At 55.9% G+C, this 14,285-nt stretch carries 14 protein-coding genes; 9 read left to right on the forward strand and 5 right to left on the reverse strand.

Going from position 1 to position 14,285, the window contains the following annotated elements; translation table 11 throughout:
- Positions 1–29 precede the first annotated feature (29 nt).
- The 7 genes from AC812_RS16215 to AC812_RS16250 all read left to right on the forward strand — a co-directional run bounded on the left by AC812_RS16215 (position 30) and on the right by AC812_RS16250 (position 7,541).
- On the forward strand, positions 30–269 hold the full coding sequence (locus AC812_RS16215; RefSeq protein ID WP_061913031.1) for a response regulator transcription factor: 240 nt from the start codon (positions 30–32) through the stop codon (positions 267–269).
- 848 nt (positions 270–1,117) lie between these two features.
- Positions 1,118–1,816 (forward strand): CAP domain-containing protein, encoded by a 699-nt coding sequence (locus tag AC812_RS16220; protein ID WP_114676070.1) that lies wholly within the window; start codon positions 1,118–1,120, stop codon positions 1,814–1,816.
- A 38-nt stretch (positions 1,817–1,854) separates the two neighbouring features.
- The gene (locus AC812_RS16225; protein ID WP_061913032.1) at positions 1,855–2,952 is read left to right on the forward strand and encodes a site-specific DNA-methyltransferase; all 1,098 of its coding nucleotides are present in this window, start codon (positions 1,855–1,857) and stop codon (positions 2,950–2,952) included.
- Entirely contained in the window at positions 2,949–4,733 is a 1,785-nt protein-coding gene (locus AC812_RS16230; protein WP_061913033.1) for a M3 family oligoendopeptidase, read from the forward strand. The genes AC812_RS16225 and AC812_RS16230 overlap by 4 nt, the downstream gene beginning before the upstream one ends.
- Entirely contained in the window at positions 4,730–5,020 is a 291-nt protein-coding gene (locus AC812_RS16235; protein ID WP_061913034.1) for a GIY-YIG nuclease family protein, read from the forward strand. Before AC812_RS16230 ends, AC812_RS16235 begins: the two co-directional genes overlap by 4 nt.
- 829 nt (positions 5,021–5,849) lie before the next feature.
- Complete coding sequence (locus AC812_RS16245; protein ID WP_082148866.1) at positions 5,850–6,512, forward strand: deoxynucleoside kinase; 663 nt, start codon at positions 5,850–5,852, stop codon at positions 6,510–6,512.
- Between the two features lie 24 nt (positions 6,513–6,536).
- A complete protein-coding gene (locus AC812_RS16250; protein ID WP_061913036.1) occupies positions 6,537–7,541 on the forward strand; it encodes a hypothetical protein in 1,005 nt (334 codons plus the stop codon).
- Between the two features lie 481 nt (positions 7,542–8,022).
- On the opposite strand, the gene AC812_RS16255 is transcribed toward AC812_RS16250, so the two are convergent.
- Complete coding sequence (locus AC812_RS16255) at positions 8,023–8,529, reverse strand: heme-binding domain-containing protein (RefSeq protein ID WP_061913037.1); 507 nt, start codon at positions 8,527–8,529, stop codon at positions 8,023–8,025.
- Positions 8,530–8,731: 202 nt separating this feature from the next.
- Here AC812_RS16255 and AC812_RS16260 point away from each other — a divergent pair, with 202 nt between their 5' ends.
- Positions 8,732–9,421 carry a hypothetical protein gene (locus AC812_RS16260; protein ID WP_061913038.1) on the forward strand — a complete coding sequence of 230 codons (690 nt, stop codon included), beginning with the start codon at positions 8,732–8,734 and terminating at the stop codon, positions 9,419–9,421.
- A 93-nt stretch (positions 9,422–9,514) separates the two neighbouring features.
- Positions 9,515–10,819 (forward strand): BCD family MFS transporter, encoded by a 1,305-nt coding sequence (locus AC812_RS16265; RefSeq protein ID WP_061913039.1) that lies wholly within the window; start codon positions 9,515–9,517, stop codon positions 10,817–10,819.
- Here the strand turns inward: AC812_RS16265 and recO are convergent.
- The 4 genes from recO to AC812_RS16285 form a co-directional block, all read right to left on the reverse strand.
- Positions 10,816–11,586, reverse strand: coding sequence for a DNA repair protein RecO (gene recO / locus AC812_RS16270; RefSeq protein WP_061913040.1), 771 nt, complete (start codon positions 11,584–11,586; stop codon positions 10,816–10,818). The genes AC812_RS16265 and recO overlap by 4 nt on opposite strands.
- A gap of 237 nt (positions 11,587–11,823) precedes the next feature.
- A complete protein-coding gene (locus AC812_RS16275; RefSeq protein WP_061913041.1) occupies positions 11,824–12,543 on the reverse strand; it encodes a hypothetical protein in 720 nt (239 codons plus the stop codon).
- Positions 12,544–12,659: 116 nt separating this feature from the next.
- On the reverse strand, positions 12,660–13,469 hold the full coding sequence (locus tag AC812_RS16280; protein WP_061913042.1) for a bacteriorhodopsin: 810 nt from the start codon (positions 13,467–13,469) through the stop codon (positions 12,660–12,662).
- A gap of 15 nt (positions 13,470–13,484) precedes the next feature.
- Positions 13,485–14,222 carry a TolB-like translocation protein gene (locus AC812_RS16285; RefSeq protein WP_061913043.1) on the reverse strand — a complete coding sequence of 246 codons (738 nt, stop codon included), beginning with the start codon at positions 14,220–14,222 and terminating at the stop codon, positions 13,485–13,487.
- Positions 14,223–14,285: the final 63 nt, after the last annotated feature.

The raw sequence follows: 14,285 nt of genomic DNA on the forward strand, positions 1-14,285 counted from the left end.
TAAACAGGTTTGGGATGAGGTAAAGCCCAGTGGATGCACGCATTAGCCGGATTGAGTTTAGCAAGCGGCAACGTCAGGTATTGGCGTTGATTGCGCAGGGTTACACGACCGGTCAGATTGCCTGTGCTTTGGGGATTAGTCGGCGAACCGTGCTTGCGTATTCTGCATATTTGCGCAGTCTGACTGGTGCGGCTAACAATGCTGGTCTGGTGCATGTTTGTTGGGAGATGGGCGTTTTGCCTTTGGATTGTGCCGGCTTATCAACGTGAAGCCGGAGACCGCAAGCGGAGCGATTAGCGGAGCATTGCGGGCGTAGGCTTGACCTGCCCTTTGCCCCCTCAGGGGGCAAGCGCATTGTGGGGGGCTTGCCCCCCACAGGGCGCAAGCTTTCAATGGCGGACATTTGCTAGCCCGCAGCCCGGAGGGCAAGGGCGGTAGCAAAGGACGCCGTGCGCCACAAGAGCGGTGGTGGAGTGACGCCGTAGGCGGAACGACACCACCAAAACCCTACCTTTCCGCAGTGGCGCACATTACCTTTTGGTTCTGAATCATGATTCACGACTGGTGGCCAGGCTGACTGCGGTGGCCAGGCTGACTGTGGCATGATTCACGACTGGTGGCCAGGCTGACTGCGGTGGCCAGGCTGACTGTGGCATGAATCACGACTGGTGGCCAGGCTGACTGTGGCATGATTCACGACTGGTGGCCAGGCTGACTGCGGTGGCCAGGCTGACTGTGGCATGAATCACGACTGGTGGCCAGGTGAATCACTACGATCTACTTTATTCACTTACGGCGGTGGTTGAATGGTTGCTTGCTGCTTTGTGTTAGTTTCAATCCGTTGTTCTGAGACGATTTATCGAAACTTTGTGTTTCAGGGTGAAACAGTTATTTTGCTTTAATTCAATTAATTTTTTTCCGTCATTCTTTACGAGCGCAGCGAGCGCGGCAATCTCCCGCAAAGCCTTGGCGGAGGCAGGGCGGGAGATTACCAACGGGCAAAGCGGCTTAACAATTTTGCAAAGATTAATTTCGACCAACCTAAAATTTGTTATAAACAAGTTGTCCAGTGGTATTTTTTTTTCTCAATTTTTTCTCGCCCTTGTAGGGAAAAATTATGCCCACCCTCAGCCGCACCATGCTCCTGACCGGAATTTTCCTCCTGCTGGCAGGCCTGTTCTGGCAGCCGTTGCCGGCGGTTCGCGCCTCACCGGCGGCGCAAAGCACGCCGGAGGTGGCTTGTGATGACTACAAGGTGTACCTGCCGCTGATTGCCAACGCTCCCGCCAGCCAGCCGAATCAGCCGACTAACACCTGCCTGACCGGCGAAGAAGAAAAACTGGGCAACCTGATCAACGCCTACCGCCGCGAAAAAGGTCTGCCGCCAGTGACTTTCTCCCAATCGCTGACCCGCGTCGCCCAGGCTCACGTGCGCGACCTGTACGAAAACCGCCCCAATACCGGGGAATGCAACCTGCACTCGTGGTCGGATAAGGGCAACTGGACGCCGGTGTGCTACACACCGGATCACAAAAACGCCAGCGGCATGTGGCTGAAGCCCAAAGAGATTACCAACGGCATTTACACCGGCTACGGCTTTGAGATTGCCTACTGGCACAGCGCCCGGGCAACCGCCGATGGGGCTTTTGCCGCCTGGAAAGCCAGCAGCGGCCACAACGCCGTGATGATTGAAGACAGCATCTGGAAGGGGATGAACTGGGGAGCAATGGGCATCGGCATCTACCAGAATTACGCGGTGGTGTGGTTTGGTCAGCCGGCCGACCCACTGGGGAGTGCGACCGCCTGCCCGCGCTGAAAAGTCCGCCCCGGCTGCTTTTCAGGTACAATTAAATCATGTCCAGCCTGCCGCTCGATCAGGTCATCCAGGGTGACTGTGTGGAGGTGCTCAACCGCCTGCCGCCCGAATCGATTGACCTGATTTTTGCCGACCCGCCCTACAACCTGCAATTGCGCAACGAGCTGCGGCGGCCGGATCACAGCCGGGTGGCGGGGGTAACCGATCCCTGGGACCGCTTCGCGGACTTTGAGGCTTACGACCAGTTCACCCTTGCCTGGCTGAGCGCCTGCCGGCGGGTGCTAAAAGCCAGCGGCACGCTGTGGGTGATCGGCAGTTACCACAACATTTACCGGGTGGGTTACCACCTCCAAAATCTGGGGTTCTGGATTTTGAACGACATCGTCTGGATCAAAACCAACCCGATGCCCAACTTCCGCGGGGTGCGCTTTACCAATGCCCACGAAACGCTGATCTGGGCGCAGAAAGAACGCGGCAAGCCCTACACCTTCAACCACCACGCCATGAAGGCGCTCAACGGCGACCTGCAAATGCGCAGCGACTGGCATCTGCCGATCTGCAGCGGCAGCGAGCGCCTGCGCGAAAACGGCGCCAAAGCCCACTCCACCCAAAAACCGCGTGCTCTGCTTTACCGGGTTCTGCTGGCAGCTTCCAACCCCGGCGATGTGGTGCTGGACCCGTTTTTCGGCAGCGGCACCACCGGCGAGGTTGCCCGATGGCTGGGGCGGCACTGGATCGGCATTGAACGCGATCCGCGCTATATGGAACTGGCGCGCCGCCGGCTGGCAAACACATCCGCAGCGCCCCCCGCCACACTGACCCAGACCAACCCGCGCCGTGAACCGCGCCTGCCGTTTGGTGCCTTGCTGGAACACGGTCTGCTACAAGCCGGGCAAACCCTGTACTTCGAGGGCCGCACGGAACACACGGCGCTGGTTTTAGCCGACGGACGAGTCGAGTATAATGGAATGCGTGGCTCAATCCACCTGATTGCCCGCCAGATCGCCGCAGCAGCGGTCAACGGCTGGCAGCAATGGCATTACTTCGATCCTCACGACGAGACCCTGCGCCCGATTGACCACCTCCGCCAAAAACTCAAATCCATACTGTTCAAACCAAGAGAGGAAGAAGAATGACCACCACTGATACCCGTTATCCGCAAACCCGCTGGAGCCTCAGCGACCTGTTCCCCGCCCCCAACAGCAGCGAACTGGAAAACGCCTTCCAGACGCTGGATCAACTGGTGGCCGAGTTTGAAACCTACCGGGGCAGTCTGCGCGAGGACATTTCCGTCGAGGAATTTTTGAAAATCCTGCAACAGTTGGAGAAAATTCAAAATCTGGGGGCGCGGCTGTACGCCTACGCCGGGCTGCTGTTCTCCGAGGATACCCAGAACCAGACCGCCCAAACCCTGACGGCGCGGGTGGAGCAGTTTGTCGCCGACCTGACCAACCGCACGCTGTTTTTCAACCTGTGGTGGAAAGACCTTTCCGATGAAGCCGCCGCCCGGTTGATGCCGGCTGCCGGTGACCTGGAATACTGGCTGGAAGCGCTGCGCCACTTCAAGCCCCACACCCTCAGCGAAGCCGAGGAAAAAATCATCAACATCAAGAATGTGACCGGCGTCAACGCCCTGCAAATGCTGTACAGTTCCATCACCAACCGCTACACCTTCAAAATTACGGTGGATGGCGAGGAAAAGGAACTGACCCGCGGTGAGTTGATGGTCTACGTGCGCGGCGCCGACCCCGACCTGCGCGCCGCCGCCTATCAGGAACTCTACCGCGTCTACGGCAACGACGGGACGATTCTGGGGCAGATTTATCAGGCGCTGGTGCGCGACTGGCGCAATGAGCAGATCAACCTGCGCAAACACCGCACGCCCATGTCGGCGCGCAATCTGGTCAACGACCTGCCGGATGAGGTGGTGGATACGCTGCTGGATGTGTGCGCCAGCAACGTAGATGTGTTCCAGCGCTACTTCCGCCTCAAAGCCCGCTGGCTGAAGATGAATCGGCTGCGCCGCTATGATATTTACGCGCCGGTTGCCAAAGCCGATAAGCACTATCCCTTCGATCAGGCCGCCGTGACCGTCTTCGACGCCTTCCGCGAGTTCGACCCGCAAATTGCCGAGCTGGCGCGGCGGGTGTTCGAGGAGAAACACCTTGACAGCGAGGTGCGCAAGGGCAAGCGCAGCGGCGCGTTCTGCTGGGGCGCCGTGCCGGAACTGACCCCGTGGGTGCTGCTCAACTACCAGGGGCGCGCCGATGATATGGCAACCATGGCGCACGAATTGGGGCATGCCATCCACTCCATGCTGGCATCCCATCACAGCGTGCTGACGTGGCACTCCAACCTGCCGCTGGCCGAAACCGCCTCCACCTTCGGCGAAATGCTGCTGATTGACCGCCTGCTCAAAAGCGAAAGCGACCCGGCTGTGCGGCGCGACCTGCTCTTCCGCCAGATTGACGACGCCTACGCCACCATTCAACGGCAGGTCTTCTTTGCACTGTTTGAACGCGATGCGCATGAAATGGTGCATCAGGGCGCCTCGGTGGATGAACTGGCAAACGCTTATATGGAAAACCTGCGCCGTCAATTTGGGGACGCGGTAGATGTCAGCAACGAGTTCCGCTGGGAGTGGGTTTCCATTCCGCACATTTTCGATGTGCCGTTCTACGTGTACGCCTATGCGTTCGGGCAATTGCTGGTATTCTCCCTTTATCAGCAGTACAAAGCCGAAGGGGATTCGTTCAAACCGCGCTACTTGAAAATCCTTTCGACCGGCGGCTCGAAAGCGCCGATTAAGGTGTTGAGCGAGGCGGGCGTGGACGTCAGCCAGCCGTCCTTCTGGCAGGGCGGTTATGACTTCATCCGCCAGCAGATAGAGGCGCTGGAGAGCATTCCGATTGAATGAGCAAATTGCCATACTTCGTTTACATCTTGACGAATTCGTACAACACCGTTTTATACACAGGTGTAACCAATGACCTGATCAGAAGAATTAATGAGCATAAAAACGGAATTGGAAGTAAGTTCACATCCCGCTATCGCGTTCATAAATTGGTGTATGTTGAGTCAACGGAGAGCGTAGAGGGCGCCATTGGAAGGGAAAAACAAATCAAAGGTTGGTCGAGGGCGAAAAAGGTTTCGTTGATCGAATCGGTAAATCCTGAATGGAAAGATCTTTCTGATGAGTTGTGATTATTTTGTAACTTCATTGCTGGCGGGAAAAACACTCTCCCGCGTGGGTGTAGACGCGAAAATAGTGTTCACGTCATTGCAAGCGAGCGCAGCGAGCGCGGCAATCTCCCGCAAGACCGGCGGGGAGACCCCTCACTCCGTTCGGGGTGACATTAAGGGGTTTACGTCATTGCAAGCGAGCGCAGCGAGCGCGGCAATCTCCCGCAGAGCCGGCGGGGAGACCCCTCACTCCGTTCGGGGTGACATTAAGGGGTTTACCTCATTGCAAGCGAGCGCGGCAATCTCTCGCAAGACCGGCGGGGAGACCCCTCACTCCGTTCGGGGTGACATTAAGGGGTTCACGTCATTGCAAGCGAGCGCGGCAATCTCCCGCAGAGCCGGCGGGGAGACCCCTCACTCCGTTCGGGGTGACATTAAGGGGTTTACCTCATTGCAAGCGAGCGCGGCAATCTCCCGCAGAGCCGGCGGGGAGACCCCTCACTCCGTTCGGGGTGACATTAAGGGGTTTACGTCATTGCGAGCGAGCGCGGCGAGCGCGGCAATCTCCCGCAAGACCGGCGGGGAGACCCCTCACTCCGTTCGGGGTGACATTAGGGGGTTCACGTCATTGCGAGCGAGCGCAGCGAGCGCGGCAATCTCTCGCAAGACCGGCGGGGAGACCCCTCACTCCGTTCGGGGTGACATTAGGGGGTTTACGTCATTGCAAGCGAGCGCGGCGAGCGCGGCAATCTCCCGCAAGACCGGCGGGGAGATTCCCACCTGCACTGCACCAAACGCAGTGCGGTGCAAGCGTCGCTTCGCTCGGAATGACATAAAGAAGGAGTAATCCATGTACATTGCCATAGAAGGTGTCATTGGAGTTGGAAAAACGACCCTGGCGCGGCTTTTACAGCCGCGCTTTGAAGCCAATTTGCTGCTGGAAGTCTTTGAAGAAAACCCCTTCTTGAGCAGTTTCTACGCCGACCGGGCACGCTACGCTTTTCAAACCCAAATCTTCTTCCTGCTCAGCCGTTATAACCAGCAGCGCTACAGCGTTCCCGCCCTGCTGGCCGAAGGAAAACCGCTGATCAGCGATTACACCTTTGAAAAAGACGCCCTGTTTGCGCGCATCAACCTGAAAGGCGATGAACTGGAAACCTACTACCGCGTTCACGAAGCCCTGATTGAAAAGATTATCCCCCCTGATTTGGTGGTCTACCTGCGCGCCAGCACCAATACCCTGATGCAGCGCATTGCCCTACGCGACCGTCCCTACGAGCGCAACATGGAACGCGACTACATCGCCGAACTCAATCAGGCGTATGATGAATTCTTCCTCTCGTCCAAACCACGTTTCCCGGTGCTGGTCATCGAAAGCGACCCGCTCGATTTTGTGCGCAACGAAGGGGATCTGGAATGGATTGAGAACCGCATCCGGCAGGCGTTGCGCCTGTCCCCCTTTCAGCCGGAATTACCGCTGGATACACCCGCCGAATCGGGGCATTCAAACTGACTTTTCCCCTGAGGAGGTAAGCCCATGCGCATCACCCTGGAAGCCCTGCATAAAGCCGCCCGCGAGAGCGCCGAACGGTATGCCCGCCGCGATCGCAGCCTGGTTTGTATTTACCTGACCGGCTCGCTGCTCGGCGAGGAGCCACTGCTGGGTGGAACAACCGATATTGACCTGATTTTTGTCCACACCACCCTGCCGCCTTATCCGCGTGAAATTGTGCGGCTGACCGATGAAATCCATCTGGATATTGCGCACCTGCCGCAGAGCGCCTTCCAGCAGCCGCGCCGGCTGCGCGCCGATAACTGGATCGGGGCTTTTTTGTGCGCCAACCCGATTCCGCTGCATGACCTGGGACACTGGTTTGAATTTACCCAGGCCAGCGCCGGGGCGCAGTTTGACCTGCCGGAGTATGTCCTGCAGCGTGCTCGCCAATTCAGTGAGAATGCCCGTCAATCATGGCTGGATTTGCAATCCCAGCCGCCTCAGGCCACCCCGTTGCAAATTCACCAGTACCTCGATATTCTGGAAAATGCCTCTAACGCCATCAGCGTTTTGTACGGCACCCCGTTAACCGAACGTCGTTTTCTGCTTGTTTTTCCGCAGCGCGCCGAAGCCGCCGGGCGTCCGGGCATGGCCGCCGGACTGGCCGACCTGATTCAGGATGACCCTGCCAGCCCGGAACTGATCGAAAACCTGCTGGAACCGTGGCGAGTCGCCATGCAGGCTGCCGGTAGTCTGACCGAAAAGCCGCCGCGCCTTGACCCTGCCCGTCTGCCCTATTACGAACGAGCGATCCTGTCCCTGTCCGAGGCGTCCCCCGCCGCCGGGCTGTGGCCGATGCTGCGCACATGGACGCGTGCCGCCCGCGCCCTGCCGCAAAACCCAGATGTCCTGACCGAGTGGCAAAATGCCTGCCGCCGACTGGGACTCTCCGGCGAAGCCCTGCCCGAACGTCTCAAAGCGCTGGATGCGTACCTGGACATTGTCGAAGAGACGCTCGACCTGTGGGGAGAACGGTACGGCGTGTAATAAGGAAGGAAATCACACCCCCACAGGTGGGGAGTCTCTCTGCGGTTCTTTTTTCGTTTTTTCCACGTTATCTGTGGATAAATGTGGAAAAACTGTGGATAAGTTGGGATGGATGTGGAAAATTGGGGATAAATGCTCAAATTATTCTGCTTTAGCGTCAAAGTCAGCCCCCCATATATGGGGGGCAAATGTCCTGGATTGCCATATATAAAAAAGCCCGCTTTATGACGAAAATTTCGGTTTTTCAATCCACGCTTTCTCCACAGAATCTATCCCCAAAGCGGGGTAATTTTTACCACTGTATGCAGCCAACCAGATCCTCATTAACCCTATATATGGGGGATTGGTGCAATCAAAGGCGGTTTTATCCACATATCCCCAGCCCCTACTGATTCTACGAATCTCATTAAACTTTATTCTGATGGGGATAAATGATTGGCAAAACAGGTCAGCCGTTCAAGAAAAAAAACAGCCTATCGGGTTAATCGTCATCTTCACCGTTTTCCCGTCCCCTGCTTTCCTTTTCTTCATTTTCATTCCCGAAAGTCGCTGCCAATTCCTGTAAAAATACCTGCTTTTCAGCCGCACTCAGGCGGGCTTCCGGATGTAGCGGCAGGTAAAACCACGGTGGCATTTCGCCGTTTTGGACGACTTTGACCACATCATCGGCTTCATTCTCACGAATTCCCCATTCGGATACATTCAATTTTTCTCGCCCCTCGGTCACGTCCCGGCTGATCAGCCAGGACGCCGGCGCAATGTTGGTATACCATGGCCAGACGGTTTGATTGCTGTGACAATCGCCGCAGGCGCGCATGAAGGTTTCACGGGTTTGCGGACTGTCCCAGTTTGGTTCGGCTACCACCGGCGGGTTGGTGTGGTCTTTGCCGATTGGCAGAAATTGAATGAAAACGAAGGCAGATAAAAGGACAAGAATTGGAATGGATACAACGGTTAAAGTTAATCGAGAAAGAGGTTTGCTAGACATCTTGATTCTCCACGAAAAAGGGGTTTATATGTCCATATAGTCGTATTCTGTGCCAAAAAGTTACGGGCAAAAAGTTTTTTCATATCCGGCTAGGTATAAAATCAACCCAACTTCGACGATCAAGTTTGCTAAATCAATTGAATTTTCAAAATATTTACTTTATAATTTTTGTAAAATTTATCATATTTAAACGAGTGTTTAGATGAATATTTTAAGGCGCTTTTTGATCGTTCTGTTGACAGCCGTGGTGGCTGCCGGACTGTCCGCCTGCGCGGGAAGTGGTGATTCGGGAAGCCTGCCGGAAATTACCTCACCTATAATCCCGACCGCGTTGCCTTCCCCCGTTCCAACCCAAACAGCGCCCCCAACCGAAGTACCGTCGCCGCTCCCTACCGAGACTACTGCGCCTGATCTGGTGCTGGAACCCTGCATCATTGGACGTTGGGTGGTGGTGGATGCTGCACCGTATTTTCAAACCGCTTTCGAAGGCACGGATATTACTTACGTGGGGACAAGCGGGAATGCATGGTATCAGTTCAACCCCATGGGTCAGCTGTTTTTTGAAGCCATTCAGTTCACCCAAACTGCTTCGATCAAAGCCGGCTCGACCGATGTGCTGATGGATGTCATCATTGACGGGCCGGGATTTGCAGACTATCGTGTTGAAGAAATCGGGAAGATCGTTTTCAGTAATGTGGCATCTTCCAGTGTTACTCTCGAAGTAGAAATTTTCGGCGAACGAGAGCTGTTGGATACGGTCGGTTTGTTTGGCGATCCCGCTGCGGCTGAGACCGTCTTCTTGTACGATTGTCAGGGCAGCAACCGCTTGCTGTTGACCCCGCCGCTGAAAAATTACGACGTCTTTCCGCTCATTCTGGAACGCTATCCGTAGCGGCATGCGGTCAAAGCCGGCAGGGAGATTCAATCGTTGCACATGGCGTAAACTTTAATCCGCCTTTAATCGCCATGGTTTACAATCGCATTCATGCTGCGAAAAATCATTCAAATCTCCTTCATCCATGTTGCTGTGGCGATGACGCTGGTGCCGATCAACAGCACCCTCAACCGGGTGATGATCAAGGAACTGGCGCTTTCGGCTGCGCTGGTTTCTCTGCTGGCGTCTCTGCCGTATCTTTTCGCTCCAATTCAGGTGATGATCGGCTCGTACTCCGACCGTCACCCAATTTTTGGCTGGCGGCGCAGCCCCTACATTGCGCTGGGGCTGTTGCTATGCGTGGCAGCTTTGGGTGTGGCGCCGTTTGCCGTGTTCACCATGCCGCAAAACCCCGGTCTGGGGCTGGTGCTGACTTTGCTGACCTTTGCCGCGTGGGGCATGGGGTACAATCTGGCGGCGGTCAGTTATTTCTCGCTGGCTTCGGAATTGACCGGCGAACAGGGACGCAGCCGCGCCGTTGCGGTGATGATGACCCTGATGATCCTCTCGATCATCTTCACCGCTGCCACCCTCAGTCGGCTGCTGGTGGATTATTCGCCCGAACAGCTGCAAACCGCCTTTTTATATGTGGCCGGGGCAGCCCTGCTGCTGGGAATCATCGGCCTGCTCGGTTTGGAGCCGCGCAACAGCCGCCCGCTGCAAAATGTGCCGGATGAAGAACGCACCGGCTGGGTTAGCACCCTGCGGGTGGTGTTTGCCAATCCGGTGGCGCGGCGTTTCTTCTTTTACCTGATTTTGCTGCTGGCCGCCATTCTGGGGCAGGATGTCCTGCTGGAACCGTTTGCCGCCCAGGCATTCAACCTGCCGGTAGCCACCACCACCCGGATTACCTCGATTTGGGGCACCTGTATGCTGATTACCCTGGCAAGCGCCAGCCTGCTGGAACGGTGGATTGGCAAGCGCCGGGTGGCGCAGATCGGCGGCAGCGTTGCGGTGGTTGCATTTTTGCTCATTTCCGCCAGCGCACTGGTAGAAAACACCGGCATGTTTTACGGCGGGGTGGTGCTTTTGGGTTTGGGCAGCGGGCTGGCCACTGTTTCCAACCTCTCGCTGATGCTGGATATGACCACCGAACGGGTAGGGCTGTATATCGGGGCGTGGGGCATCGCCAACGCCCTCTCGCGGCTGACCGGCACACTTTCCAGCGGCGTACTGCGCGATTTGATCAGTCTGCTGACCGGCAATCCGCTGGCGGGTTATGTGATCGTCTTTTTCCTGTTTGCGGTGAGCCTGTCGGTTTCGCTGATTTTGTTGCGCCGCATCACCGTGCAGGGTTTTCAGGAATACAGCCGCCCGCTCAGTTTTGCGGAGCGTGCCGCTGCGCTAAATGATTAATCGGGATTACGCCGGCGCACGGCGCGTAAAAAGCCGGGAGTGTTCAACCCGCGCTCAAGGTAGTAGGTCAGGTAGTCCTGCATACGCGTTTCCATTTCCTGCTGAACCGGCAGGGGGATGACCGCGCGGCCGGCTTCTGCGTAGGAACTGCGTTGAAAGTGGCGTAAAAAACGCAGGGCATTGACCGAAACCGGCCTCGCCGAGGTGTCCTGTCCGCCGCAGCGCGGGCAGAGCACGCCCCCCAGCAGCGGCGAGAAAAACTGATCCACCGGCTGAATTTCCTCGCCGCACCCCACGCAGCGGAACAACTCCGGGCGGAAACCGAGCAGGTCGAGCAGGCGTAATTCGTAATAGCGCAGAACGGTGAAGGAGGGATGACCCTCATTCAGCCGCTGCAGGGTGACCGCCAGCAAATCGAACAGGGCGCGGTTGCCGCCTTCTTCGTAGGTGAACCGGTCGAGCAGTTCCACCACATAACTGGCGTGGGCAATCCGCTCCAAATCGTCGCGCAGGGAAAGGTAGGCCGCCAGCGTTTCGGCCTGGGTGACAATCCACAGGTCTCGTCCGCGCGCCAGCATCAATTTGACGCGGGTGAACGGTTCCAGGTGGCCGGCTTTGCGCGAGCGCAAACGGCGCACGCCTTTGGCAATGGCGCGCAGTTTGCCTTCTTCGCGGGTATAGAGGGTCAGCAGGCGGTCGGCTTCGCCCCAGTCGTTGTGGCGCAGGACGATGGCTTCCACCCGCAGGGTACGTTCGGATGACGGCATGGGTTCTTCCTGTAGAGTAATCGGAAAGAGACGAGGAATGTGCCACCCGCACTGGTAATTGCACCTGCACTGTAAAGGAGTTGCTTTGCACGGAATAACATTAAAGGTTTTACGTCTTTGCGAGCCGCCGTCAGGCGGCGTGGCAATCTTCCTGATTATCGGGTTGGAAAAGAGCAGTTTGATCCGATTTGAGGGAATGAAAAAAATCGTATCTCCTGCCTATTATACATCCAGCCCCTACGGCACAAAGTGAATTGCAGGGTGAGGGGGAATTATCTGTTGAATGAAGGTGACCCAACCGATGCTGATCAACATCAGCAGGAAAAACGCCAGCGGGTAATGCCACAAGCGTACTGGTCTGGCCTGCCGTTGTTCTGCATCCGGCAGGCAGTAAGCCGGCAAGTAGGTCATCAGACCGTAAATCAACATCCACATGGCAAAACCACCAACTTGCTGAATGCCAAAAGCGAGAATCTCGCCCACCCAGCCCAGAAAACCGCTGATTATAAACACCGCAAACGGAGAAAAATCCAATCGGGTTAATAAAATTGCCCATCCCACAAACCAGCCGAAAAACACAATGACACTATGATGAAAGATCACGTCCCAGTAATCGGTTGAGGCAGTGATGTAGGCTTGTCCGATTGGAACACCGAAGAAGGGCGCAAGATTGGTCATGCTCACCGCAATGGCTTCTTCGATCATCGCCATCAAAGTGGCGAACAGGATGAATTTAATCTGCCAAATGCCCGGCAGGTTAAGAATCAGGGAACGGATACGGTTGCGCTGCCAGAAAGTCAGCCCGCCGATGATTCCCACCCAGCCAGTGACCAGACCGGCAGCCATGCCGATGACGGCATTTTCAGCCGGCTTTGAGCGGGTAATCAGCCACAGGACTGAAAGCAATACCAGCGTACAGGCAAGTAAAAAGAGGACGAACAGTCCCTTGAAACGCATGATTAAATTCTAGCAGGGGTTGATGAGGAATAGAGGCGGAGCAGGACAAAGGATGGAAAACATAAAAAAGCCTGCCCGTGGGGAGGCGGGCAGGCAGGCTGGCTGGAGTTCTCGCATCAGTTGATGCTGACCATTTCCACTTCTTTTTCGGCGGAAGTGGTTATCCAGCCTTCGGCTTTGCTCAAATCCATGGCCACTTTGGTTACCAGCACACCGTAGATGACTTTGGAGGTAATATCGGCCACGGTGTAAATGGCCTGCCGCAGCACAACACCGTCAGCAGTCGGCAGGATAGCCGGCATGATGTAGGCAAGCGGGTAAATCGTCCACGCAATCAGAAACAGCCAGCGGATGCTCTTCATGGTTGCGGCAGCGGATGCCGGCATGCGCGGCAACGCTCGGCCGATTTCCACCCACACATAATAAAGCAGGATGATGTAGAAAACGGTGCTGATGCCGCCCCACGCCCAAAGCGCGGTCAGGTTGGTTACTTCGTAAAACTGGCCGACGTAACCGAGCAAAATCATCGCCACACCCGAACCGACAAAGATAATGCCCAGACGGCGACTGGTGGCTGCACCAAGCCCGAGGATGACGACCAGTTGCAGCAGGAGCATGGGGACGTCAATCAACCAGTTCAGGTAACGAAAGCCGTTGGAGAAGACGCCCTCACTGCGCACAAATTCGCCATTCTGGAAGGTAAAGGTGGTTTGCCAGCTTTGCCATTGGGCAAACAGCAGCAAAAAGGCAGAGACCATCACAATTCCGCCCAGCACCGAAGCGATGCGGTAGCGGGGAGCCACCTCGCGCATGGTGGTCATAAAGTAGACAAACCCGGCTGCCATCGAGGCGAAGCCTAAAATCAAAATGTGGGCAACCAGTTGCCATTGTACAGGGTCATAAGTGAGCATATTCTCAATGTTCATGGTTCTTTTTCCTCTCTACCGATAAAATGATTTGACTTGTTGATATGCTTCTATTATTTGTCTGTACAATGCTGTCTGTCTAATGATTGTATAATCTTTTGCGGGTGATTTGCTTTTTATCAGGGCATCCGGCAGCGGGCCAGGTAATCTACCCCCTGACGGGAAAATTTTTGTCCAATCTGTTCGGCGGTTAAGGGCGCTGCCGTTTTCCGTCGCCTGCCAGTTTTCAGGGTCGAACCGCCACTTTCCGATTAATTCGCCGGCAGGGTTGAATGCCAGTAGATGCTGATAGCGTTCGTCCAGTGAGTAGATGATCTTGCCGTCATCACTCCAGGCCGGGGGGAGAAAACTTCCCTCGTCCAGTCTTTGAAGTTCACCGGAATTAATTTCCACCACAAATGTGCTGCGTTCTTTTTCATCTTTCAGGAAGCCGGTAACTGCGATCGTATTCTGAAAGGGTGACCAGACCGGCGCGCTGGGGTTGTGGATGACTGAAATTCTGGCAATCCGATCAATTTGACGCAGATCCACCCAGCGCAGTTCTGTTTTGATGCTCCCCGGCGGCTGGTAGAGGTAGGCAAACTGGTTGCCGTCCGCCGACCTGCCGCAGTAAAAACCGGCCGAACCAATATCGAGCATCCCTAAAAAGCCGAGAGGCGAATAGATATCAATCCAATAGCCGCTGGACGGAGAGAGTTGAAAAATCAAGCGTAATACGCCGAGCAGGCTGTTTGAGGGGTGGAAAAGCCGCACCCGATGGGGTATCCACCCTAAAATAAAGGGGCTGTGTATCTTGATTTGACCTCTTCACCTCCA

This window comes from Bellilinea caldifistulae (genome assembly GCF_001306055.1).
GTDB lineage: Bacteria > Chloroflexota > Anaerolineae > Anaerolineales > Anaerolineaceae > Bellilinea > Bellilinea caldifistulae.